Origin of the sequence: Micromonospora sp. DT53, from assembly GCF_049841535.1 — a bacterium.
Classification (GTDB): Bacteria; Actinomycetota; Actinomycetes; order Mycobacteriales; family Micromonosporaceae; genus Micromonospora.
The window spans coordinates 283,241-308,396 of the sequence record NZ_JBNCKM010000004.1 but is presented as its reverse complement, the minus strand read 5'-3'; the positions used below and the strand labels follow the sequence as shown (position 1 = coordinate 308,396).

Sequence of the window (25,156 nt, the reverse complement as noted above, 5' to 3'; positions counted from 1 at the left end):
ACGCGGCGCGACCCGGCGCGACCCGGCGCGACCCGGCGCGACCCGGCGCGACCCGGCGCGACCCGGCGCGACCCGGCGCGACCCGGCGCGCCCAAGATCCGCGCAACTACCCCGATACTGCTGTCTCCCGCGAGTCCGAGGCAGCAGCATCCCTGAAGTTGCGCGGATCTTGACGGCACGCGCCCGGACGCGAGCACCCCAAGGCGCGGGCAGCGCGGCAGGGCGGGCAGGGCGGGCAGCGGTCAGCCCAGGACGAAGCGGGGTTTGCCGTTCGGGGGCACGTCCAGGTGCGGGGTGATCGGGGTGGCGGCGTCCCGGTCGGCCGCCGCCTGCGCCACGCCGGCCAGGTCACCGGCTGCGGCTACCTCGGCCAGCGTGACAAGGGTCGGTGGCAGCATGGTCAGCTCGCCGGCCTTCGCGCGGGCCAGCGCGTCCGCCGGTCGGATCCACAGGGTGTGGTCGGCCTCGCCGGAGACGTCGCGGGTCCGCTGTCCCTCCGGCAGCAGGGCGATGAAGAAGTACGTGTCGAAGCGGCGCGGCTCGAACTCGGGAGTGATCCACCGGCTCCACGGCAGCAGCAGGTCCGACCGAAGGGTGAGCTGCCGGTCGGCGAGCAGCGCGGCGAAGCCCAGCCGGCGTCCCTCCAGGTCCTGCCGGGCCGCCTCCCAGTCGTCGCCGCTGACGTCGCCCACCACGGTCTCCCGGTTCGGGCCGGCGAGCAGTACGCCAGCCTCCTCGAAGACCTCACGCGCGGCCGCGCAGACCACCGCCTGCGCGGCCTGCGGGGCCACGCCGAGCCGGTCCGCCCACTCGCCAGGTGTCGGGCCGGCCCAGTCCAGGTGGGCCTCCGAGTCGGAGCGGTCCACCCCACCTCCGGGGAATGCGTACATCCCGCCGAAGGTCATCGCGGCGACCCGGCGGATGACGTACACCTCGAAGTCGGCGTCGGTCGGGCGCAGCAGCAACACGGTGGCCGCGACCCGCGGCGTCGCCGGGATGCCACCCTCGGCCTGGAACCGGCGGGCGTGCTCGACCAGGGCGGCCGGGGCGTCGAAGCCGTCGCTGTCGATCGTCATGCCGCGAGCCTAGTTCCCCGGCCAGCCGGTGTTGGCTCGCCGGCACCGACCCCCACACGCCCCCTTTGCTCTGCTTCAATCCACGCGACAGAGAGGTCCGGTCACTGTCGCGTCGGTTGAAGCAGAGCAAAGGGCGTGGGTGAGGGGTGGCCGGCCCGGCGGGGTGCGGGTGCGGGGTGCGGCACGCTGTGGGGCGGCCAGGAGCACACCGAAGTCCCGCCGGATGAACTGGTCGACGGCCGGGCGGGGGGCGGTTCGGCTGGCTCGGCTAGCGTTCCGGCATGACTCGTTGGGGCATCCTGGCCACCGGCCACATCGCCAGCCGTTTCGCCGAAGACCTCCGGCTGGTGCCGGACGCCGAGTTGGTCGCGGTCGGTTCCCGCGCCGCGGAGAGCGCCAGGCGCTTCGCCGACACGTACGGCGCGAAGCGCGCCTACGGCTCCTGGGTGGAGTTGGCTGCGGACCCGGAGGTGGACGCGATCTACGTGGCGACCCCGCACTCCGCGCACTACGAGGCGGCGATGACCTGCCTCACCGCCGGCCGAGCGGTGCTGTTGGAGAAGCCGTTCACCCTCGACCTGGCCACCAGCACCGAGCTGGTGGAGACCGCCCGTGCCGCCGGGGTCTTCCTGATGGAGGCCATGTGGATGCGGCTGAACCCGATGATCCTGCGGGTGGTCGAGCTGATCGCGGACGGGGCGATCGGCACGGTGACCGGTGTCCGGGCCGACTTCGGGGTGGCCGGGCCGTTCCCGCCCGAGCATCGGATGCGCAACGCGGCGCTGGGCGGGGGCGCCCTGCTCGACCTGGGGATCTACCCGATCAGTCTGGCTCACCTGCTGCTCGGGGTGCCGCAGCACATCCGGTCCTGGGCGCAACTCGGCCCGGAGGGTACGGACGAGAACACCGGCATGCTGTTCGGTTACGACTCCGGAGCCCTGGCGACGCTGAGCTGCGGCATGGTCGGGTTGAGCGGGCAGACCGCCTCGATCACCGGCACCACGGGGCGGATCGACCTGCCGGAGCCGTTCTTCCGGCCGGGTTCGGTGACAGTGCACCGCGCCGGCGCGGAGCCGGAGACGATCGTCGCCGACGGGGCCGGCAACGGCTACCAGTACGAGGCGATCGAGGTGCAGCGCTGCCTGGCCGCCGGGCTGACCGAGAGCCCGATGGTGCCGCACACCACGACGCTCGAGGTGATGGCCCTGCTGGACACGGTCCGCGAGCAGATCGGCGTGCGCTACGTCTGAGTAGGGGAAGGGCCCCCGGCCACGGCGGGACCGTGGCCAGGGGCCCCTTCCGAAAACTCAGCCGAAGAGCGGCCGGACCAGCAGGTACGTGACACACGCGATCAGCGCGGCGGCCGGGAACGTGATGATCCAGGCGAGCACGATGTTGCCGGCCACGTTCCAGCGAACCGCGGAGAGTCGTTTGGTCGCGCCCACACCCATGATCGCCGAGGTGATGGTGTGGGTGGTGGAGATCGGCGCCTTCAGCACCAGGGCGTTGAAGTAGAGCACCGCGCTGGCGACGGTCTCGGCGGCGAAGCCCTCCGGCGGCCCCAGGTCGATGATCTTGCGACCGAGGGTACGGATGATCCGCCAACCGCCGGCGTACGTGCCGAGGGCCAGCATCGTCGCCGACGTCCAGAACACCCACCCCGGGATGTGCGTCTTGCTCTCCTGGAAACCACCTGTGTAGAGCGCCAACACCACGATGCCCATGGTCTTGGCAGCGTCCTGCATGCCGTGACCGACCGACATGGCGGCCGCCGAGGCGGTCTGCGCCCAGCGGAAGCCCCGGTTGAGCTTGCCCGGCTGCCCCTTCCGGAACAGCCACAGGATTGCCAACATCAGCAGGTAGCCGAGGGTGAGGCCGACGATCGGCGACAGCACCATCGGCAGCAGCACCTTCTCGCCGATGTTGCCCCACTGCACGATGCCGCCGGTGGACAGCAGGGTCGCGCCGACCAGGCCGCCGAAGAGCGCGTGCGAGGACGACGAGGGCAGACCGAAGTACCAGGTGATCAGGTTCCAGGCGATCGCCCCGAGCACCCCGGCGAAGACCACCCCGAGGCTGTTCACCCCGGTGGGGAGGGTGACCAGACCGTCGCCGACGGTCTTGGCCACACCGGCACCGAAGTGGGCGCCGACGAAGTTGCCGACCGCGGCGAGCCCGAGCGCGATCCGAGGTGTCAGCGCCCGGGTGGAGACGCTTGTGGCGATCGCGTTGGCGGCGTCGTGGAAGCCGTTGGTGTAGTCGAACGCCAGGGCCACCGCGATCACCGCCAGCACGGCGATGAGTTCAGGGGACACCGGCTCAGGACTCCTTGACGGCGATGGTCTCGACGGTGTTGGCCACGTGCTCGAAGGCGTCGCAGGCGGCCTCCAGCTCGTCGGCGACCTCCTTCATCTTCAGCACCGTCAAGGCGTCGTACTCACCGGAGAACAGGCGGACGAGCAGCTGCCGGTTGATCCGGTCGCCCTCGTTCTCCAGCCGGTTGCACTCGATCCAGTAGTCCTCGAGATCCTTCATCGACTTCAGTCGAGGCATCGCGTCGGCGGTCAGCTTGGCCTGCTGGTCGAGCACGTTGACCATCTCGTGCAGCTCGCGGGGCAGCGCCGGAAGCTCGGTCAGCCCGTACAGGTAGAGCAGGTCGCCGACGGCTTCCAGGTGGTCCATCACGTCGTCCAGCAGCGAGCCGAGCCGGTAGATGTCCTCCCGGTCGAACGGGGTGATGAAGGTCGAGTTGATCTTCTTGTACAGGTCGTGGGTGATCTGGTCGCTGTCGTGCTCGACCTCGGTCAGCCGCTCGCTGACGGACTGCACGTCCACGCCGGGCAGGGCCAGCTCGTTGAGCAGCGCGGTGCCCCGGACCAGGTTCTGCGCGGCCCTGGTGAAGAGCTCGTAGAAGGCGCCCTCGGTGGGGCGGAAGGAAAACTTCACAGCACAGACCTCGTCGCGTCGGTGGAAGGGTGGCGGCGCCCGAGAGCGTCCCGCTCGGTGAATGCTAGGAAACGGCAGAACGGGGAATTCGCCGGCCCACCCCTGGCCAGGCACCATTCACCACTCGTTCACCTGCCGTTCATCTCGGCCGCCCCACCCGCACCCACGCCCCCAGCCCGTAGGCGCTTCCGCTCCCGAACCACGTCGAAATCGGCAGCGGGATACCCCAGATCGAGCGTGTCGAACGTCTCACGTAGCAGGTGGGCCACCGCCCAGTCCCGATACCACTTACGGTCCGCCGGCACCACGAACCAGGGCGCGGCGTCCGTGCCGCACCGGCTCAGGGCCTCGGCGTACGCGGCCTGGTAGTCGTCCCAGTGGCCCCGCGAGTCGATGTCGGAGGGGTTGTACTTCCAGTGCTTGCGCGGGTCGGTGAGCCGCTCCAGCAGGCGCTTGCCCTGCTCGGCGTACGAGATGTGCAGCATCACCTTGATCAGGGTCACGCCGCCGTCGGTCAGCTCCCGCTCGAACGAGTTGATCTCGTCGTAGCGGGCTCGCCAGGTCGCCTCCGGCACCAGCGAGCCGACCCGGGCGATCAGCACGTCCTCGTAGTGCGAACGGTTGAACATCCCCACGTACCCCGGCGGCGGCAGCTCCCGGCGGATCCGCCAGAGGAAGTCGTGCCGCAACTCCTGGCGGGTCGGCGGCCCGAACGAGCGGATGTGCAGGCCCAGCGGGTTCATCGCGCCGGCCACCCGCTTGATCGTGCCGTCCTTGCCGCCGCAGTCCATGGCCTGGAGCACCAGCAGCACCCGGCGCGCCGGCCGCCCCGACCCGGTCTTGGCCATCGCGAAGAGCATCTCCTGCTGCCGGCCCAGCTCCTCGCCGACCAGCTCCACCTGCTCCCGCGCCCAGGTCTTGCGGTGCTCGCCGCGGCCCGCCGGCCCCGGCAGGCCGGGCATGGACCGCGGGTCGATCGCGCCGAGATCCACCGGCGCGGTGACCCGCAGCAGGTCCCGCACGGAGCCGCCGTCCGGTGCCACGATCTGCCCTTGCTGCGGTGCGCTCATCTACGGATCATCGCCCACCCACCGCCGTTACGCCCGCCGAGAGCCGCCTCCGGGTCGCCGCGACAGGCAGCCGGAGGTGGAGACGGACGGGCCGGACCAGAGGCACGCCCACTTTGCTCTGCACCCGCCCGCGCGCCGGTCACGGACCGTGCGGGCGGGCCCCCACTCAACGGACCGACCTCCGGCCGCCGAGAGCATCGGCCGCCGGGCGGTTCCGGGGCTGCCGGCGTGCCCGCTCAGCGGGAGGATGTAGGCCGGGACGCCGACCGGAAGGGTGGTGGGTCGTGCGGGAGTTGGCGACGGAGTTCGAGGCACAGCGGGGCCGACTGCTCGCGGTGGCGCACCGGATGCTGGGCAGCCGCAGCGAGGCGGAGGACGCGGTGCAGGAGACCTGGCTGCGCTATGCCGGTGCGCTGGCCGACCCGGCGGCCCGCGCCGAGATCCGCGACCTGTCCGCGTGGCTGACCACGACCTGCGCCCGGATCTGCCTGGACGTGCTCCGCTCGGCCCGGGTCCGCCGGGAGGCGTACCCCGGGCAGTGGTTGCCGGAGCCGGTGGTGAGCCCGTTGGGCGGCCGGCCGCCGGCCGACGGCTACGCGCCCGACCCGGCGGAACGGGCGGTCCGCACCGAGCAGGTCGGCACGGCGCTGCTGGTGGTGCTGGAGCGGCTCGCGCCGGAGCAACGGGTCGCCCTCGTCCTGCACGACGTGTTCGCGCTGCCGTTCGCCCGGGTCGCGGGGGTGCTCGGCACCACCGAGGTGGCCGCCCGGCAGCTCGCCTCCCGGGCCCGACGGGCGGTCACGTCACCGGACGTACCCCGGCACACCGCCGACCCGGCCGAGCAGCGCCGGGTTCTCAAGGCGTTCGTCGCCGCCACCGAGTCCGGCGACCTGGACCAGCTGCTCCAGGTGCTCGCGCCGGACGTGGTGTTCGTCGGCGACTCGGGCGGGCACTTCCCCGCAGCCCGTCGGCCGGTGCTCGGCGCGGACGCCGTGGGTCGCCTCACGCTCGGCCTGTTCGGCCGCACCGGCCGGTACGCCGACCGGGTGCTGGCTCGACTGGTGCTCGTCGACGGCGCGCTCGGCCTCCAGTTGGAGACGGCACACAGCGACGGGCGGCCGATCCGCCTGGTCACCGCGTTCGCGGTGGACCAGGGCCGGATCACCGCCATCTACAACCAGCTCAATCCGGACAAGCTGACCGACCTGCCACCGCTGAACGCCGACGACGGCTGGCCACCACGCTGGTAAGCCGACCCCCCGAGCCAGGCGGGCGGGCGGGCGGCGTCAGACCACCAGGGCCAACCACTTGCGGTACGCGGCGGCGAACGGTTCGGTGCCGTCGCCCAGGGCCCCGAACAGCCGCTGTGCCGCGGCCTCGGCCTCGGCCACCACGTCGTCCGGGTAGCCGAACCGGGCCCGGTGCTCGGCGAACTCGTCCTCGTCGAGCAACTCCACCAGGCCGGTGGCCCGACGCCGGACGACGTCCAGGTCCAGGTCGATCAGGTGGACGGTGTCGTCGGACTCCCAGCGGGCCGGGGTGGCGATGTCGCAGTAAACCTCGCTGGTGCGGGGCGGAGGGTTGAACATGGCCGTCCACCAGGCACGATGTGGCACCAGCAGCACGAACGGGATCTTCTCCACCGAGGGCCGGCCGTGGTAGACCGACTGGGTGCCCTCGGGCACGCCGAGCCAGATGCCGAGATCGTCCTCGGTGAGCCGGCGGGCCGGGTAGTCGCGGTGGGCGCTGCCGTCGTACTTGCGGTAGATCACGCGGACCATGTCGCTCGGCATGATTCGCACCCTAACCGATACGGCCCAACGCGTCGTAGCGCAGCCGTAACCGGACGGGGTCGGTCGCCCCGCCCGGCCCGGTCGGCATCACGCCACGCGGCGGATGGGCGCGGCCGGTGTCGGCGGCGCCGGGTACCGTCGCACGGTGACTCCGCCCCGCACCGCCACCGGTTCCGCCACCCCGTCGGCCCGTGCCAAGGGGCGGCGACGGGGTGCCCGGCCCAGCGGCACGGAGCTGCTGGCGGCGGCGGTCGGCGCGGTGCCCGGCGGCGCGGAACGCCCCGGCCAGCTGCAGATGACCACGGCGATCGAGGACTGCGTGGCCGCCGGCGAGCATCTGCTCGTGCAGGCCGGCACCGGCACCGGCAAGTCGCTGGCGTACCTGGCGCCGGCGCTCACTGTGGACGGCCCGGTCGTGGTCTCCACCGCCACCCTGGCGTTGCAGTCCCAGCTGGTCGACCACGACCTGCCCCGGCTCGCCGACGCGGTCGAGCCGGTGCTCGGCCGGCGGCCCACCTTCGCCGTGCTCAAGGGCCGCCACCACTACCTCTGCCTCGCCCGACTGGACAACTCCACCGAGGAGGAGCCGGAGGACACCCTCTTCGACGCCCCCGCGGCGCGTCCCGGCGGTGGGACGAAGTGGCTCGGTGAGGCGGGCCGGCTGGGCAAGCAGGTCGAGCGGCTGCGCGACTGGGCCGAGAAGACCGCCACCGGCGACCGGGACGAGCTGGACCCGGGCGTCGAGGACCAGGCCTGGCGGCTGGTGTCCATGCCGGCCCGCGAGTGCGTCGGCGCGACCCGTTGCCCGTTCGGGCAGGAGTGCTTCGCCGAGGCGTCGCGGGCCCGCGCCCGCGAGGCCGACATCGTGGTGACCAACCACAGCCTGCTCGCTGTCGACATGCTCGCCGACCGGCACATCGTGCCACCGCACAAGCTGCTCATCGTCGACGAGGCGCACGAGCTGGCCGATCGGGTCTCCTCCGCGGCCCAAGCCGAGCTGGTGCCGGAGCTGATCGACCGGACCACCCGGCGGGCCCGTACGCTGCTGCGGCCGGAGACCGCCGAGGCGCTCACCGCCGCCGGCGACGCCCTCGCGGTCGGCCTCGCCGAGGCGCCGGCCGGGCGGATAACCGCAGGGTTGCCGACGCCGCTGCGGGAGGCGTGCACGCTGCTCGACGCGGCGACCCGCTCCGCCCTGGACGCGATCGGCGACGTCAAGTCCGACGACCCCGACCCGGTCCGCAAGCAGCAGGCCAAGGCCGCCCTGGACGAGCTCTCCACCACCGCGCAGCGGCTGCTGGAGGAGGCCGACCACGACGTGGCCTGGGTGGAGAAGAACGACAGCGGCACCCGCCGCGCGCTGGTGGTCGCGCCCCTGTCGGTGGCCGGCACCCTCGCCACCCACCTGTACGACGAACGCACAGTCGTCGCCACCTCGGCGACCCTGGCGCTGGGCGGCCGGTTCGACACGGTCGCCCGCGCCCTCGGGCTGGACGCGCCACCGCCCGCCCCGCCGACTCCCGCGGCGGCCGCGCTGGCCGCCCACACCGGCCCGGGCCGTCCGGCCGCCGAGACGCCGGGCCGCCGTCTGGCCGGCGACGTCACAACGAACGCCGTCGTACCGGCCACCGAGGGCCCCGGGTGGCGGTCACTCGACGTCGGTTCGCCGTTCGACTACGCCCGGCAGGGCATCCTGTACGTCGCCGCGCACCTCCCCCGCCCCAGCGTCTCCGGGCTGCCCGAGGCTGCCGGAGAGGAGCTGCTCGGGCTGGTCGGGGCACTCGGTGGTCGTACTCTCGGGCTTTTCTCCTCCCGGCGGGCCGCGCAGCAGGCGGCGGAGCTGTTGCGCGCGCGGACCGACCTGCCGGTGTTGCTCCAGGGTGAGGAGGCGCTGCCGCTGCTGGTGCGTCGCTTCCGCGAGGAGCGCGCCAGCTGCCTGTTCGGGGTGATGTCGCTCTGGCAGGGGGTGGATGTGCCGGGTGACGCCTGCCAGCTCGTCGTCATCGACCGGCTGCCCTTCCCCCGCCCGGACGAACCGCTGGCGGCTGCCCGCGCGGCGGCCGTGGACGCGGGCGGCGGTTCCGGCTTCTCGGCCGTCAGCGTGCCGATCGCGGCGGTCCGGCTGGCGCAGGGCGTGGGCCGGCTGATCCGGGCGACCGGCGACCGGGGCGTGGTCGCGGTGCTCGACTCCCGGCTGGAGACGGCCCGAGGCTACGGGCCGTTCCTGCGCCGTTCGCTGCCACCGTTCTGGTACACGACCCGCCCCGAGGTGGCCCGGGGCGCCCTGGAACGCCTGGCCAAGGCCTGAGCCCTCTAGGGGGCCTGGGCGGCGACGACCACGGCGTCGGGCGGGGTGTCCGGGACCCTTCGGGCGGCGAGCCGGCGGACCGCGGTGTTCAGCACCGCGATGAGCGGCACGGAGACCAGCGCACCGGTGATGCCGGCGAGTACGACACCGGCGGCGATGCCGATGATCACCGCGAGCGGGTGGAGGGCGACCGCCCGGCCCATGATCAGCGGTTGGAGGATGTGGCCCTCCACCTGCTGCACGACGATCACCGCGCCAAGGATTATCAACGCGGTGAACGGCCCGCTGTCGACGAGGGCCACAAGCACCGCCACGCCGCCGGAGAGCGCCGCACCGACGATCGGGATGAACGCGCCGAGGAAGACAAGCGCGGCCAACGGGAAGGCGAACGGGATGTCGAAGATGACCAGGAAGATGCCGATGCCTACCGCGTCGATGAAGGCGACAAGCACTGTCGCCCGGACATAGGCGCCCAGGGTCTGCCAGGAGGCACGGCCGGCGTCGTCGACCTTCCAGCGGGCGGCCACCGGCAGCAGCCGGACCAGGAAGCGCCAGATCCGGTTGCCGTCACGCAGGAAGAAGAACGTCGCGAAGAGAACCAGCAGCGTGCCGGTCAGCACCTCGGCCAGCGTCGCGGCGGTGCTCAGCGCCCCGCTTGTGAACTTCGAGGTGTTGTCGTTGATCCAGGCCTGCGCCTCGTCGATGTACCTGTCGAGCTGGGTGTCGGAGAGGTGCAGCGGGCCCGTCTTCAGCCAGTTCTGGATCTGCCGGACACCCTCCGACGACTTCTCGCTCAGCTCCGGCACACCGCGAATGAACTCGTTGACCACGAGCGTCAGCGTGCCGATCACCGCGGCCAGGCCGCCCACCAGCACCACAGCCGTCGCCAGCGACCGGGGGAACCGGACCCGCAACAGCCAGCCCACCGCCGGGGCCAGCAGCGCGGAGAGCAGCAGCGCGATGGCCAACGGAATGATCACGATCTTGATAGTGCCGACGATCCGCAGCAGCGCCCAGGCCACCACGCCGATCACGATCAGTCGCCAACACCACGCGGCGGCAATCCGCAGCCCGTGCGGGACGTCGGCGTCATCCCGACTGGTGGTGGAGCTGTGCAGGTCCACCGCAGGTTCCGCGCCGTAGACCGTGGCGCTCGGCGGCGCGGTCGGCCCCGGCACGGCCGGCGACGCCACCCGGGCCGCCTCCGACACGTCGTTCAACGTGTCGGTCGACGCGCCCTCGTCGACGGGCTTCGACGCCTGTCGTGACTGGTAGGCGCGGCGAAGCCGCCCGCGTACCCGCTCGAAGCGGCTCAAGCGCACCTCCTGGCAGAAAAGCCGGCCCGCCAACGGCGACAGGTCGGACAGCATACGTCCGTTCCCGACACCGTAGGGCAGTTCAGCCACACAATGCCCCGACCACCTCCGGCGTAACCACCGGTGGGCCACCGTCGGCCACACGGTAGCGTCTGCGGCGTGACCGCCGACAACGATCTCGACGCCGGCCTGCCGATCCGCCTGCTGCACGACCGCGTGCTGGTGCGGATGGAGGGCAGCGAGGGCGAACGCCGCTCCACCGCAGGCATCGTCATTCCGGCGACGGCAGCGGTCGGCAAGCGCCTCGCCTGGGCCACCGCGGTCGGGGTGGGGCCGAACGTCCGCGCCATCGTCTCCGGCGACCGGGTGCTCTTCGACCCGGACGAACGCTCCGAGGTCGAGTTGCACGGCCGCGGTTACGTGCTGCTGCGAGAGCGGGACGTGCACGCCGTGGCCGCCGTACGGATCGAGAACGACTCGACAGGCCTCTACCTCTGACGCGCCTCCCCCGGCCACCAGGCCCCGCCGCGCACCGTTTGCCCGGCCGCACGACGGGAAGCCATCCGGCGACCGTGGCCCTGGGGAGGGACGATGCCGGTATTCGTGAAGAAGCTGTTGACCTGGGGCAGTGTCGCGTTCCTGATCTACTTCATGGCCTTCCGGCCGGACGGCGCCGCGCAGTTGTTCCGGGGGATCGGGGCCGCGCTGATCGCGATGTTCCAGGGCCTCGGCGACTTCCTCACGTCGCTGCTGGCCTGAGCCACTGTCAGGGGTGCGTCGGCGGCCAGGGAGGCGCCGATCGCGGGCCGGCCCAGCCGGGCGGGGCATACCCGACCGGAGCCGGGGCCAACACCACCGGGATCGGCACCACCGGCTCGTCCGGTGCGTCCACCGGGCGCTGCGTGCCGTCCGGGAAGCGCAGGAGATAGCGGCTGCCGTCCCAGACCCCCGTCGGGGCCTGCGGGTCCCGACCGACGAAGAACGACCGGTACGCGCTTATCGCGTCCAGCAACTCCCGCTCCTCGCGGGCGGTCCGCTCCTGGTCGGCGGGCTTACGGTCCAGGCCGCGCAGTGTCCCGTCGCGCAGCAGGGCCAGCCGGGTGGCGGCGGACTGGTAACCCCGCATCGCCCGCACCCCGGCGTCACCGGCCACCCGCCGCGCCCAACTGCGGGCGGCGTGCCGCCTGCCGAGACTGCTCAGGGCGGCCACCTCGGGCGGGCTGAGCCAGCCGGCGCGTACGTAGTCGGGCAGAGCCCGCTCGGTGAGCCGCCCCTCCCACGCGCGCAGCCACAGCGCCAGCCCCACGGTGCCGAAGAAGACCGGCACCATGAGGCCCAGGAAGCCGTACAGCATGATCATGGCCTCGCCGGTGGCCTGGGTCAGCGTGGGCAGCAGGTTCCACGTGCCGTGCAGCATCATCGCCAGCAGCAGGCCGGCGATCGGGGCGAGCACCCGGATGCGCCGGTCGGCCGTCCGGGAGGCGATACCCAGCCCCACACCGGTCATCGAGGTGAAAAGGGGATGGGCGAACCCGAACAGCAGGATCCGCAGAATGAAGATCGCGATGACCTGCTGGATGCCGGTGGCCGGGCCGTAGCGGTCGGCGCCGGACGCGTACCCCAACCCGCCCAGGTAGAGGATGTTCTCCACCATCGCGAAACCGACCGCGGCGAGCCCGCAGTAGACCAGGCCGTCGGTGATCCCGGACCACTCGCGGCGGCGGAACACCAGCAGCAGGATCGGGCCCAGCGCCTTGGTCAGCTCTTCGATGAACGGCGCCACCAGCACCCCGGTGAGCGCGGACGGTAGGCCCCAGTCGGCGAAACGGTTGGCCGCGAAGTCGTTCACCGTGAGCGAGGCGGCGGTGGAGACGAACGCCCCCCAGGCGAAGCAGAAGATCAGGTACTTCAGCGGCTCCGGTTCGTACCGGTCCAGCCAGAGGAAGCAGGCGACCAGCACCGGCACCGGCAGGATGGCGGCGACCACGCCGATCAGCAGGGCCTGCACACCGAGCGACTGGCCCAGCGTGAAGACCATGAACACCGCGCACGCCGCGATGAGCAGCACCACCCCGGCCAGCGCCAGGAACCGCCGCCAGCCGAGTCGGCGCAGCGGCATCCGGGGCGTCTCGCCCACGGGAGGTGCGGCGGGCGCGGGCGGGGCGGCGGGCGACGGCGGCAGCGGTGTACCGGGCGGGGTGTCGGCCATGCGGTCAGCGTAGCCATCCGCCGCCGGCTGGTTCGGTCGCATCGGTAGCCGCTATGCTGCCGGCAGGTCACGAGCGCCAGCGTCAAGCCCCGGCTTGCTGGCCGGCAACCCTCGTCGAGTTCGCGGTGGGGTGCCCCGGGTGATGACCGGGCCCAGCCCGATCGGTGTGCTGGGCAAGCGCGGACCCCGTCCCGATGCCGCACCCGGGGTCCCTGACCCCGGAGGTTCCGGCGTGTCCGTCACTCTCGTCCCCTCGCTGCCCACCCTGCCCACCGCGCCGACCGCGCCGACCGCGCCGCTCGACGTCCTCGGCGTGCCCGGCGAGATCAACCTGGACTACGCGGCCACTGCGCCGTGCGCGCGGGCCGCCGCCGACGCCGTGGCCGAGCTGCTGCCCTGGTACGCCAGCGTGCATCGCGGAGCGGGAGCGCTGTCGCGACGCTGCACCCTCGCGTACGAGCAGGCCCGGCAGACGATCGGCGACTTCTTCGGCGCTCGCGCCGACGATCACGTGGTCTTCACCCGCAACACGACGGACGCGCTCAACCTGCTGGCGCGTGCCGTGCCGGCCGGCACGACTGTCGTCACGTTCGCCGGCGAGCACCATGCCAACCTGCTGCCCTGGCCGCGCGGGTCGGTGCGGTTGCCGGTGCCCACCGACCCCGACGGGGCGGTACGCGACCTCGCCGCAGCCCTGACCGAGCTGCGCCGGGGCAGCAGCCCGGCGCTGCCGGTGTTGGTCGCGGTGACCGGTGCGAGCAACGTGACAGGTGAGCGGTGGCCTGTCGCCGAACTGGCGCGGGTGGCCCACCGGCACGGTGCCCGGATCGTGCTGGACGCCGCGCAACTCGCCCCGCACGCGCCTGTCGACAGGCACGCGCTCGACGTCGACTACCTGGCCGTGTCCGGCCACAAGCTGTACGCACCGTTCGGCGCGGGCGTGCTGATCGGCCGGGCGGACTGGTTGGACGCCGCCCCGCCGTACCTGGCCGGTGGTGGGGCCACCAGCCACGTCGGGCCGGCCACCCACGACGTGACCTGGACGACCGGCCCGGGGCGACACGAGGGCGGCACCCCGAACCTGCTCGGCGCGGTGGCGCTGGCGGCGGTGTGCGCGGCGCTCGACGACGCGGACCAGGTTGCGCTGGCCGCCCACGAGCAGGCCCTGCTGGCCCGACTGCGGACCGGCCTCGCCGCCCTGCCGCACGTCGTCGAGCTGCGCACCTTCGGCCCGGACGCGCCCCGGGTCGGCATCGTCTCGTTCGTGGTCGCCGGACGGGACTCCACCGAGGTGGCCGCACGGCTGGCCGCCGAGCACCACATCGGCGTACGGGACGGGTTGTTCTGTGCCCACCCGCTGGCCCGGCGTCTGCTCAGTGAGGCGGCGGGGCGTACCGGCCGGCGGGACCTGCCGCCCACCGCGCTGCGCGCCAGCATCGGGTTGGGCAGCACGGCCGCCCAGGTGGACCGGTTGCTCGCCGCGCTGGCCGAGCTGGGCTGAGGCCCGGCCGGCGGTGGCCCGCGCTCAGCCGACCGGCGGGGCGGTTGGCGGCTTCGGCGTGTCGCCGGGCTCGGCGGGCTCACCGACCGGGCGCTCCTGCTCCCCGAAGGCGTCGCGGATCCATCGGTTCGCCTCCTCCTGCTCGATCCCGGAGGCCACCAGCAGGTCGCTCGCCGTGGTGCGGATCTGGGCGACCACCACACTGCCGGAGAAGCCCACCCCGGCGCCGTACGCCCGGCCGGCCTCGCTGACCGCCCGCAGCGACCGTTCCCGGGCCTTCTCCGGTTCCTCGCTGGCGGCGAACTCGTGCTTGAGCAGCCGGACCGACTCGGCGAGGTGGGCGATCGCGTCCGGCATCGGATCGGGCACCGGTTCCTCGTCCTCGACAAGCGTGACGGACCGGCGGATGAGCGTGCCGCTGTTGCGCATCGCCCGGTCGATGGGGTCGGCCGCCTCCGCGTAGTGGGTCAACTCGTCGCGGCGGTGCCAGCGGGCCGGGGAGAGGGTGGCGGTCTCCTTCGCCCCCTCGATCGCCTCGCCCAGCGTGGCCAGCTCCTCCTTGTTGTTGCGCAGCCTTTCCAGTGCGCCCTGGATGGTGGCGCGGTCGCGGGCGCGCAGCCCGTCGGCGGTGGCGTCGAGTTGGGCGGCGAGCAGGTCCAGGGCGGGTCGGGCTGCGCGGTTGATCACCCGGAGCGGGTTCAGCGGCAGCAGCACAGCCGTCACCAGCAGCGCGACCCCACCACCGAGGAACGCGTCGACGAAGCGGGGGATCTCCAGGTTTTGGGTCGACGGGCTCAGCGTGACGATCAGCACCGCCGTGGCCGCCGCCTGGATGACGATGGCCACGCTCGCCCCCGCGAAGATGGTGAGCAGGATCGCCACCGTGACCACCAGGCCGAGCTGCCACGCGCCGGTGCCGAGCAGGTAGATCAGGAGATCGCCGACGGCCACCCCGACCCCCACCCCGACGATCAACTCGACGGTCCGGCGGAACCGCTGGCCGACCGACGCGGCCAGGGTGCCGACCGCGGAGATCGGCGCGAAGACCGGTTGCGGGTTGCCGAGCACCTTGTGCGAGATCAGGTACGCGAGTCCGGCGGCCAGCCCGGCCTGTACCGCGAGTCCGCCGGCCATCCGTACCCGGTGCAGCCGGTCGTGCAGGGTGGCCCGGCCACGATGGCGCAGCTGTTCGGTGGCCTCGGCGATCCGCGCCCCGTCGATGTCCACCAGACCCTCGCGCAGCGCGGTACGTCGCACCACCGGAGGTCGCTTGTCCCGGGCCACGGCCATGGGCGCGACTACCCGTGGTGGGCCCGCTGAATCCTCCCTCCCCGCGCGTCGCGGCCCGATGCGGCAGACTCGGGCGGTGGTTGAACTGCTGGACCGGTGGCGGGCGGCGGCCCGGGGTGCCGGCGCGAGACCCGACCCGGACACGACCCGCGCCGGGGAGAAGGTGATCGTCCGGTGGCGGGAACCGCACCGGCGCTATCACACGCTGGCCCACCTGACGGCGGTGCTCGACGTGGTGGATCAGCACGCCGACCTGGCCGTTCGGGCCGACGCGGTCCGGCTGGCGGCCTGGTTCCACGACGCGGTCTACGACCCCCGGGCCGCCGGCGACGCCAACGAACGCGACAGCGCCGCACTGGCCGAGAGCGTGCTCACCGGGCTCGGGGTGCCGGCGCCCACGGTGGTCGAGGTGCGCCGGCTGGTGCTGCTCACCGCCGGGCACACGGTGACGCCGGGCGACCGGGACGGCGCGCTGCTCTGCGACGCGGACCTGGCCGTGCTGGCCGCGCCGCCGGCCCGCTACGAGCGGTACGCGGCGGCGATCCGCCGGGAGTACGCCCACGTGCCCGAGCCGGCGTTCCGGGCCGGGCGGGCCGCCGTGTTGACCGGTCTGCTGGCGCTGCCCGCGCTGTTCCGGTCGCCACCGCTGGCGAGCCGATGGGAAGAGCCCGCCCGGGACAACGTACGCCGCGAGCTGGCCACGCTCACCGAGGAGCCGGAGAACGCGGGCTGACCAGGTGCTTCGGCCGACGCAGGTCGGCGGCGCGGAGCAACCGGACCAGCTCCCGGCTCGGCACCACCTGGGCGCCGAGCCACACCGCCGCCGCGAACCGGTCGGCCGGGATGTCGTAGTGGTCCCGGTCGAAGCCGCGCCGGGGCGCGCCGAGCGCCTCGGCGAAGGCGTGCAGCTCGGCGTACGAGACGTCACTGATCAGGTGCGACCAGAGCCGACCGCGCCACGGCCAGGCCGGCCGGTCCAGGTAGAGCATGGTGCCCAAGTTATCCCGCCCAGTCGATCATGTTGATGATCGCCGGGCGCCGACCTAGCCTCGGCTGCATGGCCCCCACCACGCTCCTGGACGACCTCCGCGCCGCGCTCGGTGCCGATGCCGTGCTCACCGACCCGGACCTGTTGCGCATGCACGAGCGGGACGAGGCGGACCTGTGTGCGGCAGGCACCCCGCTGGTGGTGACCCGCCCGCGCAGCACCGAGCAGGTGGTCGCCGTGGTGCGGGCCGCCGCACGGCACGGCGTACCTGTGGTGCCGCAGGGCGCGCGGACCGGGCTGGCCGGCGCGGCGAACGCGGTGGACGGTGCGGTGGTGCTCAGCACCGTCGCGATGAACGAGATCCGGGAGATCGACCCGGTGAGCCGGATCGCGGTGGTCCAACCGGGGGTGGTCAACGCGGCGCTGGCCGGGGCGGTGGCCGAACAGGGCCTCTGGTACCCGCCGGACCCCGGCTCCTGGGAGTCGTCCACCATCGGCGGCAACGTGGCCACAAACGCCGGCGGCATGTGCTGTGTGAAGTACGGCGTGACCACCGAGTACGTGCTCGGCCTGGAGGTGGTGCTCGCCTCCGGGGAGGTGCTGCGCACCGGGCGGCGTACGGCCAAGGGGGTGGCCGGCTACGACCTGACCCGGCTGTTCGTCGGTTCGGAGGGAACCCTCGGCGTGATCACCGAGGTGACCGTGGCGCTGCGGCCCGCCCCGGCCGACTCGCTGACCCTGGTGGCGGTCTTCCCCTCCGTCGCCACGGCCGGCGCGGCGGTGGCCGAGATCGCGGCTCGCGGGCTCACCCCCAGCCTGCTGGAGTTGCTGGACCAGACCCACCTGCGGGCGATCGAGGCGTACCAGCCGATGGGCTTGCGGACCGACGCGCAGGCCCTGTTGCTGGCCGCCGCCGACACCGGCACCCGGGCGGCGGACGACCTGGCCGCGCTGGCCGAGGTGTGCGAGGCCGTCGGCGCCGACGAGGTCTACGCGGCCACCGACGCGGTGGAGGCGGCGGCGCTGCTACAGGCTCGCCGGCTGGCCCACCCGGCCATGGAGAAGTTCGCGGCGGACGCCTACCCGGGCGGCAACGGCGGGCTGGTGATCGACGATGTGGCGGTGCCGCGCGGCGCACTCGCCGCGCTCCTGGACGGGGTCGCCCGGATCGCGGCCGAGTGCGAGGTGCCGATCGGCGTGGTGGGGCACGCCGGGGACGGCAACATGCACCCGAACATCGTGGTCGACCGGGCCGACCCGGCGAGTGTGGAGCGGGGCCGGCGGGCGTTCGACGAGATCATGCGGCTCGGCCTGGACCTGGGCGGCACGTGCACCGGCGAGCACGGGGTGGGGCTGCTCAAGCGGGACTGGCTGGCCCGGGAGATCGGGCCGGTAGGCGTCCGGGTGCATCAGGCGATCAAGTCGGCGCTCGACCCGGCCGGCCTGCTCAACCCGGGCAAGGTGCTCTGAGCGGCCGCGGTCAACACTCGACCTCGGCCGCGGTCAGCCCTTGACCTCGGCCGGGGTCGCCTGGGTGAGCAGTAGCAGGATCTCCCCGGCGACCGGCGTGAGTTCCTCACCCGGGCAGTCCTGCGAGGTGATCAGCCCGGCCGAGGTGATGAGGCTGGACGTCAGCGCGTCGATGCAGGTCGTCCGGTACCGCCGGGCCTGATCGGTCTCGTCGGCCAGCGCCGGGTTGGCGAGCAGGACCTGGAGCCGTTCGATCAGCTCCGGTGCGAGGGTGCCCCGGGAGGTCACGCCGTCGCCGGCGCAGTCGACGCACTGCCACGCGCCGTTCCGCTCGACGCTCAGGGTGCGCATCGGCCCGTCTTCGCCGAGCCGCTGGAGCAGGCTGACCTGACCAGCGGCGACCGTGGTGGGGATCTCCGGCTGGGTTCCGCCACCCGCCGCGCCGGCGGTCGGTTGCGCCACCGGCGTGCTCGGCTTGCCCTGCTCGAAGAGCGAGCACCCGGTCAGGGCGCTGACGAGCACGACGGCGAGCAGGGGTACGAGGAGACGAGGGTGCGCGCGGGCTAGCACGCGCGGAAACCTACCCCACCGTAGGTAGCGTTCGAAACCACCATCCGGGCCGGTATCGATGGTTACCCATCGGTAACGTCGCAATTCGTCATCGAGCGGACGGGCGTAGCGCCGCCTGATCGTCATCGCCCCGGTCGGCCGCGTAACCCCGGACATCCGGAGCGCCGAGCCGGGCCGCGTCCGCCGCGGCGTCGTCCGGCATCAACTGGGACTGCCGCTCCGCCTCCACCCGGGCGCGGTAGTGCTCGACCTCGCGTGCCCGGGTGGCCGCGTCCCAACCGAGCACCGCGCCCATCAGCTCGGCGGTGTGCTCCGCCGACTCCAACCCCCGATGGCTGGTCTCGAACGAGATCCGAGTCCGCCGGGTCAGCACGTCCTCCAGGTGCAACGCACCCTCGGCCCGCGCCGCGTACGCCACCTCAGCCGCCAGATACTCCGGGGCGCCCGCCAGCGGGGACCCCAGCAGTGGGTCGGCGTCGACAAGCGCCAGCAGGTCCAGGGTGAGGGTGCCGTACCGCTCCAGCAGGTGCTCCACCACACCCACCGGCACGCCGTGCCGGCGAGCCAGGTCGGCCCGGTCCCGCCACATCGCCGGGTACCCGTCGGCGCCGAGCAGCGGCAGGTCGGCGGTGCGCGACGGGCGGGCGCCACCGAGCCGGCGAGCGGCCCGGTCGACCACGTCGGACGCCATCACCCGGTACGTCGTGTACTTGCCGCCGGCGACCAGCAGCAGCCCGAGCATCGGCTCGAAGACCGCGTGCTCACGGGAGAGCTTCGAGGTCGAGTCGGCCTCGCCGGCCAGCAGCGGCCGCAACCCGGCGTACACCCCCTCGATGTCGGCGGTGGTCAGCGGCCGGTCCAACACGGTGTTGACCTGCTGGAGCAGATAGTCGATGTCGCGGGCCGAGGCGGCCGGGTGGGAACGGTCCAGCCGCCAGTCGGTGTCCGTGGTGCCGATGATCCAGTGCCCGCCCCACGGGATGACGAAGAGCACCGAACTCGCCGTACGCAGGATGAGCCCGGTCTCACCGGTGATCGCCGAGCGGGGCACCACCAGGTGCACCCCCTTGGAGGCGCGCACCCGAACGCCGGGCCGCAGGCCCACGTCGTTGAGCATCCGGGACATGTCGTCGCTCCACACGCCGGTGGCGGCGATGACGGTACGGGCCTGCACCTCGAACTCCGCGTCCGGCGAGCCCGACGGCGCCTCCAGGTCCCGGACGCGAACACCTGTCACCTCGCGCGCCTGCCGGATCAGCCCGACGGCGCGGGCACTGCTCACCACCGTGGCACCGAGGCTGGCCGCGGTGCGGGCCAGGGTGACCACCAGCCGGGCATCGTCGACCTGCCCGTCGTAGTAGCGGATCGCCCCGGCCAGCGCGTCGGCCCGCAGACTCGGGAAGATCCGCCGGGCACCCTCCCGGGTCAGGTGACGGTGCAGGGGCATGCCCCGTCCACCGCCGAAGACCCCGGCGAAGGCGTCGTACGCGGCCACCCCGGCCCCGTAGTAGGAACGGCGGAAGAACCGGGCCGGCAGGTCCCGCAGGCCACGCCCGGCCGGCAGCGGCACCATGATCGGCACCGGGCGCACCAGGTGCGGCGCGAGCCGGGTGGCCAGCAGACCGCGCTCGGTGAGCGCCTCGTGGACCAGGTGGAACTCCAACTGCTCCAGGTAACGCAGGCCGCCGTGGATGAGTTTGCTGGACCGGCTGGAGGTGCCGGCGGCAAGGTCACGCGCCTCGACCAGCGCCACCTTGAGGCCCCGGGACGCCGCGTCCAGGGCGGCACCGGCTCCGGTCACCCCACCACCGATGACCAGCACGTCGAAGCGCTCGGCACGCAGTCGACGCAGGTCGTTCGCACGGCGGACCGGTGAGAGCTGACCGGCGACGGATCGGGAGATATTGGGGTCGCGCACCCGTCCACCGTAACCGCCGTGCCACCGTGTCGGCATTCGCCGCCCGCCCGGCACTGCCTACTGCCCGCCACTCATGTTGGAAAACCCTCAACTGGAGCTGACGTCATCTGAGGGCCGGCCACGAAGTGAGCGCTACGACCACTACCCTCGCCCCGTCGAAGCAGGCCGGCTTGTTCAAGCCGCTCCAACTGCCCCCGAGCGCCGGCGTAGGTTAGTCCGGTCAACGTCGAGTGATCACCAGACGAATAGCGTTCGTGTGTCCTGAGCCACTGACGGGCCACATGCTGTGCTGCGGCAGCGTCCGGTTTGACATAGCGAAGCACGCCACGGCGCCTAGGAACCTCGTGTCCGGAGCTCTTGTTGACGATTGAAATCGCTTCCCACGTCAAAGTCCAGACGTCTTTGTACTGGATGATCAAGGCACCCTGACCGACCGAGCATTCCGCGGCGACCTCAAGCGCCTCAAGTACCTCCGACTCGCCACGCTGCAAGAGATGAGTGAGCATGGGCGCGGTCACGAAGGGCTCGTGCAGGAGCGCGTGCACAATCAGAGCCACTTTCACGTCTCGCTGACGCACCTCTGGGCGGATCGCACCCATCAGGTTCATGACCGGGAGCACCGGAGTACCACCCACCAGTCGGGTCCGCACCCGAGGGCCGCCCTCCTCCACCAGCACCGGCGGCCGGTGCCCCAGGGCCACCATGTCTCGATACATCCGGTCCACACCCAAGCCTTGCTTCTCGACCAGTTGCAACGCCCGAAACAGATCGGCAAGCGCCGGATACCTTGCGTACCGCTGGGTCAGCACGGTGTCGGAGGTGATCCCGCCGACGAACCCACCGGGGCTGACCACCTGCACGGCGGAGTCTTCCTCGACCCAGGTCACGGACACCGGATCTGGCTGCATCCAATCCCGGTGCACCACCCCATTGAGTACGGCTTCCCGAAGGGCCTGCGGCGGTAGCTGACGCACGTGGGGTTGCGCGAAGCCGGTTGCCTGCGTCACGCGAACGGACTTGTTCAGGGTCTCTAAGCGATCGTCGATCGCCGCAACCTGCTCGAGCAGGCTCAGGCCAGCAAGATCCCGGGGCGCTGTGATGAGGTCCCCGCCCTCCACATCGAGTACTGACAAAGTGATGTGGGTCCGGTCAGCCGGACAGAAGGTCAACGCTCCAGCAGCGGTGAGCCGCCCGTCGGGCCGAAGCACGCCCAGCGAGGTCAGCAACTCCCGCACACTGCCGTCGAGCACGGCGCCGACATCCGCTTTGCTGTTCTGCGCGAGATAGCGTCGAGCGACTGCGACCGCACCGGGCGAGATGTCCCGCTCAGTCCGTTCGGTGACCTGGGCCATCGGATCGTGGCCGGCACTCAGTTGACGGTGAAGCCACCACTCCGCTCGATCTACGCCTACGCAGTGCCCCCCTGTTCGCCACCTGATCTGGCCATCCAGGTTCTCGGCTGGCTCCCGCGCCTCGGCAACGTAGAGGACGAGCAGTCGAATGCCATCGACCCGTCTCTCCTCCACGGCAGGCGCGATCCCGACAAGCTCGTACACCCGATGCCTGAGCCAGTCCACGTCGAGGCCCGCCCCGAGCAACTGGCCAGTCCGATCTTCGACGCCGACCAATAGCGCACCGCCCCCCGGGGTGTTGGCCATGCAGGTCACCTCGTTGGCCAAATGCCGCGCCGCTTCCTTGTTGTGCGGATCGCCCACCAGCAGGGTGCCGCCGGGTCCTCGCCGGCCAGCCTCCTCCTTGCAATCGATCCGCTCGCGTTCCACCGCTGTCGGAAAGATGCCTTCCGCGAGCTTGGCAAGTACGCCATCAACCAGGACGCGGAGTCGGTCTCGGGCTTCGATCAGGTCCGCTCCCGGATTGAAAGGCAACATCCGGCCACTTTACCCTTGCCACTTGCAGATTAGAGGGACCCTAAACTGCAACACCTTCCTCGCGTCGGACTGCAGTGCCACTTTGCCAGTGGACCGACAACGCGACGGTCGCGCCAAAACCGTTCAAGACAGTCGTAAGGTTCTCGGATGCAAGGTCAACCCGGGCATCCCGGACCCAGCGCCCGCACCTCCCCGTGGCCGGTGGTCGCGGCCGTGCTGATTGGCTGCTGGACCGTCGCGGTCACCGTGAGCGCCCAGACCGGTGGTTGGCTCACCGATCAGTTGCTGCTGGGCTTCGGGCGGGACCGGATCGGCTGGCTCTGGCCGGTGCTCGGCCTGACCACCTTCGTGTTGGTGGGCACACCCGCCCTGCTGCTGGCGCTGCTCCCCCGGTCTGCTGCGGTCCGGGCCACCGGGCGGGCCTGGCTGATCGGGGCACTCGCCCTTGGCGTGCTCACACTGCTGCGGGTCGTGCCACCGGTGCACCACGAGGCGTACCTCGCCGCGCTGGCCGGCACGGCGTTGCTCGGCGCGCTCGCCGTGCGCTGGTCGGCGCGCCGGTGGGCGTACCCCCGACGGGTTGGCCCGGTCGACGGCCCGGCACCCATCGGCGACGGCGAGGCCACGCGGCCCGAGGCCACCGACGCCGGCCACGCCACACCGCCCGAGGCCACCGACGCCGGCCACGCCACACGGCCCGAAGCCACCGGGAGCCCGACGCCTGTCGAACCCCGGCGACGCCCGCGCCGGCTCGGGCCGGTGCCGCTGCTCGCGATCGCCGCCGGGTTGGCGGTGCTGCTGCCGTGGGCCTGGCTCGGCGCGCTCGGCGGCCTCCTGGAGACCACACTCGCGCTGCTGGCGGCCGCCGCGTTCGGGATGCTGGCCGCGACTCTGCTGGGTGCGCCCTTCTGGTCCCCGTTCGCGGTCGGGCGACCGCCCCGGCCGGCCCGACTGGTGCTGGTCGGCGGCCTGGTCGCCGGGGTGACGCTGCTGCTGCTCGGGGCCGGGGCCGGCCAGTCCGGAGCGCAGTTGCCCGCCCTGCTGACCCTGCCGCCGGTGGGCTTCGCGCTGGCCGCGCTGTGGGCCGCGACCTGGCCGCCCGCCGCCGACCCGGCCACCGCCGACCCGGCCGCCGCCGACCCGGCCGCCGCCGACCCGGCCGAGGCCACGCGTGCCGGCCGAACGGCGACCGGCTGGCTCGTGGGCCTGGCCGCGCTCGGCCCGCTGGCCTTCACCGACCCGGAAGAGATCACCCTGCTGTTGGTCGGCACCCGCGACGTCCCGTTCTGGGTGGCGGCCGCCGCCGGCGCCGGGCTCGCCGTCGCGGTCCTGGTGGCCATCGGGTACGCGGTGCTGCTCGCCCGGCCGACGGCACGCACCCCGAACAGGCGGATCGCCGCGGTCGCGGCCGTGGTGCTGCTTGTGGCTTTCGGCGTGGTCGACCTCGGCCCCGGCCAGCCGGGCCTGTACGGCGAGCGGCTGTTCGTGGTCCTACGCGCGCAGGCCGACCTGAATGATCTTCCGGCCGGCGCGTCGGGTCGGGCCGGGCGGGACGCCCGCGCGGCGGAGGTCTACCGGCGACTCGTGACGACCGCCGAGCAGAGCCAGGGCGACCTGCTCCGAGGGTTGAACCGGCTGCGCCTCGACCCGGTGTCGTACTACCTGGTCAACGCCGTCGAGGTGGACGGCGGCCCGGCGGTGCGGGCATGGCTCGCCCGCCGACCGGAGGTGGCCCGGGTGCTGGTCAGCCAGCGACTACGCCCGCTGCCGGCCCCGGCCGGGCAGAACCGCGGCAGCGTGGCCAAGCCCACCGGCCCGGAGTGGAACATCCGTCAGATCGGCGCCGACCGGGTGTGGTCCCAACTCCGGGTCACCGGCACCGGCATCGTGATCGGCAGTTCCGATTCGGGGGTGGACGGCACCCATCCGGCACTACGAGCCGGGTTCCGCGGTGGGGACGACTCCTGGTACGACCCGTGGGACGGCACCCGGAGCCCCACCGACCAGGGCGGGCACGGCACCCACACGGTGGGCAGCGCGGTCGGGCGGGACGGCATCGGGGTGGCACCGGACGCGCAGTGGGTGGGCTGCGTCAACCTGGACCGCAACCTCGGCAGCCCCGGGCACTACCTGGACTGTCTCCAGTTCATGCTGGCGCCCTTCCCGGCCGGCGGCGACCCGTTCACCGACGGCCGCCCGGAGCGCGCCCCGCAGGTGCTGACCAACTCGTGGGGCTGCCCGCCCATCGAGGGTTGCGACAGGCGCGTCCTGCGGCCGGCCACCGCCGCACTGGACGCAGCCGGGATCTTCGTGGTCGCCGCGGCCGGCAACACCGGCCCGTGGTGCGCGTCGATCGACGATCCGCCCGCCCCGTACGCGGACGTGCTGACCGTGGGCGCGGTGGACCGCCAGCGGCGGGTCGCCGAGTTCTCCTCGCGCGGGCCGGTGCCGGGCGGTTCGAACAAGCCGGACGTGCTGGCACCGGGGGTGGGCGTGGTGTCGGCCATGCCGGGCGGCACGTACGCCGCGTTGGAGGGCACGTCGATGGCGACCCCGCAGGTCGCCGGAGTGGTCGCGCTGATGTGGTCGGCGAACCCGGCGCTGGTCGGCGACGTGAACCGGACCCGGCAGATCCTCCGGGACACCGCCACGGCGGCGACGCCCACCTATCGCTCCGACAGCCCCTCCGACGCGTGCGGTGCTCCGTCGAACGTGACGGGCGCCGGCCAGGTCGACGCCTACGCCGCCGTTCGCGCAGCCCAGCAGTAGGAGGGCCGCCCAGCAGTTGGAAGGTTTCCTTCCTGAAGCGCTG

At 72.7% G+C, this 25,156-nt stretch carries 21 protein-coding genes and 1 riboswitch; of the genes, 9 read left to right on the top strand and 12 right to left on the bottom strand.

Annotated features, from left to right (window positions below; translation table 11 throughout):
* Positions 1-242 precede the first annotated feature (242 nt).
* Positions 243-1,076 (bottom strand): NUDIX hydrolase, encoded by an 834-nt coding sequence (locus tag ACLQ3B_RS15605; protein WP_425781327.1) that lies wholly within the window; start codon positions 1,074-1,076, stop codon positions 243-245.
* A gap of 281 nt (positions 1,077-1,357) precedes the next feature.
* Between ACLQ3B_RS15605 and ACLQ3B_RS15600 the strand changes: the two genes are divergently transcribed.
* Positions 1,358-2,326, top strand: coding sequence for a Gfo/Idh/MocA family protein (locus tag ACLQ3B_RS15600; RefSeq protein ID WP_425781325.1), 969 nt, complete (start codon positions 1,358-1,360; stop codon positions 2,324-2,326).
* A gap of 57 nt (positions 2,327-2,383) precedes the next feature.
* Here ACLQ3B_RS15600 and ACLQ3B_RS15595 read toward each other — a convergent pair whose 3' ends face one another.
* The 3 genes from ACLQ3B_RS15595 to ACLQ3B_RS15585 form a co-directional block, all read right to left on the bottom strand.
* The gene (locus ACLQ3B_RS15595) at positions 2,384-3,391 is read right to left on the bottom strand and encodes an inorganic phosphate transporter (RefSeq protein WP_091402868.1); all 1,008 of its coding nucleotides are present in this window, start codon (positions 3,389-3,391) and stop codon (positions 2,384-2,386) included.
* Positions 3,392-3,395: 4 nt separating this feature from the next.
* Positions 3,396-4,022 (bottom strand): DUF47 domain-containing protein, encoded by a 627-nt coding sequence (locus tag ACLQ3B_RS15590; RefSeq protein WP_053655020.1) that lies wholly within the window; start codon positions 4,020-4,022, stop codon positions 3,396-3,398.
* Between the two features lie 128 nt (positions 4,023-4,150).
* Positions 4,151-5,092: a PPK2 family polyphosphate kinase gene (locus ACLQ3B_RS15585; protein WP_425781323.1), complete on the bottom strand. Its 942-nt coding sequence runs from the start codon at positions 5,090-5,092 to the stop codon at positions 4,151-4,153.
* Positions 5,093-5,376: 284 nt separating this feature from the next.
* Here ACLQ3B_RS15585 and sigJ point away from each other — a divergent pair, with 284 nt between their 5' ends.
* On the top strand, positions 5,377-6,342 hold the full coding sequence (gene sigJ, locus ACLQ3B_RS15580; protein WP_425781321.1) for an RNA polymerase sigma factor SigJ: 966 nt from the start codon (positions 5,377-5,379) through the stop codon (positions 6,340-6,342).
* A gap of 36 nt (positions 6,343-6,378) precedes the next feature.
* Here the strand turns inward: sigJ and ACLQ3B_RS15575 are convergent, their stop codons facing one another.
* Positions 6,379-6,885 carry a DUF402 domain-containing protein gene (locus ACLQ3B_RS15575; protein ID WP_425781319.1) on the bottom strand — a complete coding sequence of 169 codons (507 nt, stop codon included), beginning with the start codon at positions 6,883-6,885 and terminating at the stop codon, positions 6,379-6,381.
* A 103-nt stretch (positions 6,886-6,988) separates the two neighbouring features.
* Between ACLQ3B_RS15575 and ACLQ3B_RS15570 the strand changes: the two genes are divergently transcribed.
* The gene (locus ACLQ3B_RS15570) at positions 6,989-9,193 is read left to right on the top strand and encodes an ATP-dependent DNA helicase (protein WP_425781318.1); all 2,205 of its coding nucleotides are present in this window, start codon (positions 6,989-6,991) and stop codon (positions 9,191-9,193) included.
* Between the two features lie 5 nt (positions 9,194-9,198).
* Here ACLQ3B_RS15570 and ACLQ3B_RS15565 read toward each other — a convergent pair whose 3' ends face one another.
* Positions 9,199-10,563 carry an AI-2E family transporter gene (locus ACLQ3B_RS15565; RefSeq protein WP_425781316.1) on the bottom strand — a complete coding sequence of 455 codons (1,365 nt, stop codon included), beginning with the start codon at positions 10,561-10,563 and terminating at the stop codon, positions 9,199-9,201.
* A 105-nt stretch (positions 10,564-10,668) separates the two neighbouring features.
* On the opposite strand from ACLQ3B_RS15565, the gene ACLQ3B_RS15560 reads away from it, so the two are divergent.
* Complete coding sequence (locus ACLQ3B_RS15560) at positions 10,669-11,007, top strand: GroES family chaperonin (RefSeq protein WP_425781314.1); 339 nt, start codon at positions 10,669-10,671, stop codon at positions 11,005-11,007.
* A gap of 93 nt (positions 11,008-11,100) precedes the next feature.
* Positions 11,101-11,268 (top strand): hypothetical protein, encoded by a 168-nt coding sequence (locus tag ACLQ3B_RS15555; protein WP_167493175.1) that lies wholly within the window; start codon positions 11,101-11,103, stop codon positions 11,266-11,268.
* A gap of 7 nt (positions 11,269-11,275) precedes the next feature.
* On the opposite strand, the gene ACLQ3B_RS15550 is transcribed toward ACLQ3B_RS15555, so the two are convergent.
* Entirely contained in the window at positions 11,276-12,760 is a 1,485-nt protein-coding gene (locus ACLQ3B_RS15550; RefSeq protein WP_425781312.1) for a PrsW family glutamic-type intramembrane protease, read from the bottom strand.
* A gap of 23 nt (positions 12,761-12,783) precedes the next feature.
* A riboswitch (SAM riboswitch) is annotated at positions 12,784-12,904 on the top strand.
* 46 nt (positions 12,905-12,950) lie between these two features.
* On the opposite strand from ACLQ3B_RS15550, the gene ACLQ3B_RS15545 reads away from it, so the two are divergent.
* Positions 12,951-14,219, top strand: coding sequence for an aminotransferase class V-fold PLP-dependent enzyme (locus ACLQ3B_RS15545; RefSeq protein WP_425781311.1), 1,269 nt, complete (start codon positions 12,951-12,953; stop codon positions 14,217-14,219).
* A gap of 24 nt (positions 14,220-14,243) precedes the next feature.
* Here the strand turns inward: ACLQ3B_RS15545 and ACLQ3B_RS15540 are convergent, their stop codons facing one another.
* Positions 14,244-15,446 carry an FUSC family protein gene (locus tag ACLQ3B_RS15540; RefSeq protein WP_425781700.1) on the bottom strand — a complete coding sequence of 401 codons (1,203 nt, stop codon included), beginning with the start codon at positions 15,444-15,446 and terminating at the stop codon, positions 14,244-14,246.
* Positions 15,447-15,585: 139 nt separating this feature from the next.
* Between ACLQ3B_RS15540 and ACLQ3B_RS15535 the strand changes: the two genes are divergently transcribed.
* Positions 15,586-16,242 (top strand): HD domain-containing protein, encoded by a 657-nt coding sequence (locus ACLQ3B_RS15535; protein WP_425781309.1) that lies wholly within the window; start codon positions 15,586-15,588, stop codon positions 16,240-16,242.
* Here ACLQ3B_RS15535 and ACLQ3B_RS15530 read toward each other — a convergent pair.
* Positions 16,214-16,498: a DUF4031 domain-containing protein gene (locus tag ACLQ3B_RS15530; protein WP_124822250.1), complete on the bottom strand. Its 285-nt coding sequence runs from the start codon at positions 16,496-16,498 to the stop codon at positions 16,214-16,216. The two genes, ACLQ3B_RS15535 and ACLQ3B_RS15530, sit on opposite strands and share 29 nt — an antisense overlap.
* A gap of 68 nt (positions 16,499-16,566) precedes the next feature.
* On the opposite strand from ACLQ3B_RS15530, the gene ACLQ3B_RS15525 reads away from it, so the two are divergent.
* On the top strand, positions 16,567-17,967 hold the full coding sequence (locus ACLQ3B_RS15525) for an FAD-binding oxidoreductase (protein ID WP_425781307.1): 1,401 nt from the start codon (positions 16,567-16,569) through the stop codon (positions 17,965-17,967).
* A gap of 33 nt (positions 17,968-18,000) precedes the next feature.
* On the opposite strand, the gene ACLQ3B_RS15520 is transcribed toward ACLQ3B_RS15525, so the two are convergent.
* The 3 genes from ACLQ3B_RS15520 to ACLQ3B_RS15510 all read right to left on the bottom strand — a co-directional run bounded on the left by ACLQ3B_RS15520 (position 18,001) and on the right by ACLQ3B_RS15510 (position 22,344).
* Entirely contained in the window at positions 18,001-18,537 is a 537-nt protein-coding gene (locus ACLQ3B_RS15520; protein WP_425781305.1) for a hypothetical protein, read from the bottom strand.
* 88 nt (positions 18,538-18,625) lie between these two features.
* A complete protein-coding gene (locus tag ACLQ3B_RS15515) occupies positions 18,626-20,440 on the bottom strand; it encodes a glycerol-3-phosphate dehydrogenase/oxidase (protein WP_425781698.1) in 1,815 nt (604 codons plus the stop codon).
* Between the two features lie 86 nt (positions 20,441-20,526).
* A complete protein-coding gene (locus ACLQ3B_RS15510; RefSeq protein ID WP_425781303.1) occupies positions 20,527-22,344 on the bottom strand; it encodes a DUF5635 domain-containing protein in 1,818 nt (605 codons plus the stop codon).
* A 147-nt stretch (positions 22,345-22,491) separates the two neighbouring features.
* Here ACLQ3B_RS15510 and ACLQ3B_RS15505 point away from each other — a divergent pair, with 147 nt between their 5' ends.
* Positions 22,492-25,113 carry a S8 family serine peptidase gene (locus ACLQ3B_RS15505; protein ID WP_425781302.1) on the top strand — a complete coding sequence of 874 codons (2,622 nt, stop codon included), beginning with the start codon at positions 22,492-22,494 and terminating at the stop codon, positions 25,111-25,113.
* The last annotated feature ends 43 nt before the right edge of the window (positions 25,114-25,156 follow it).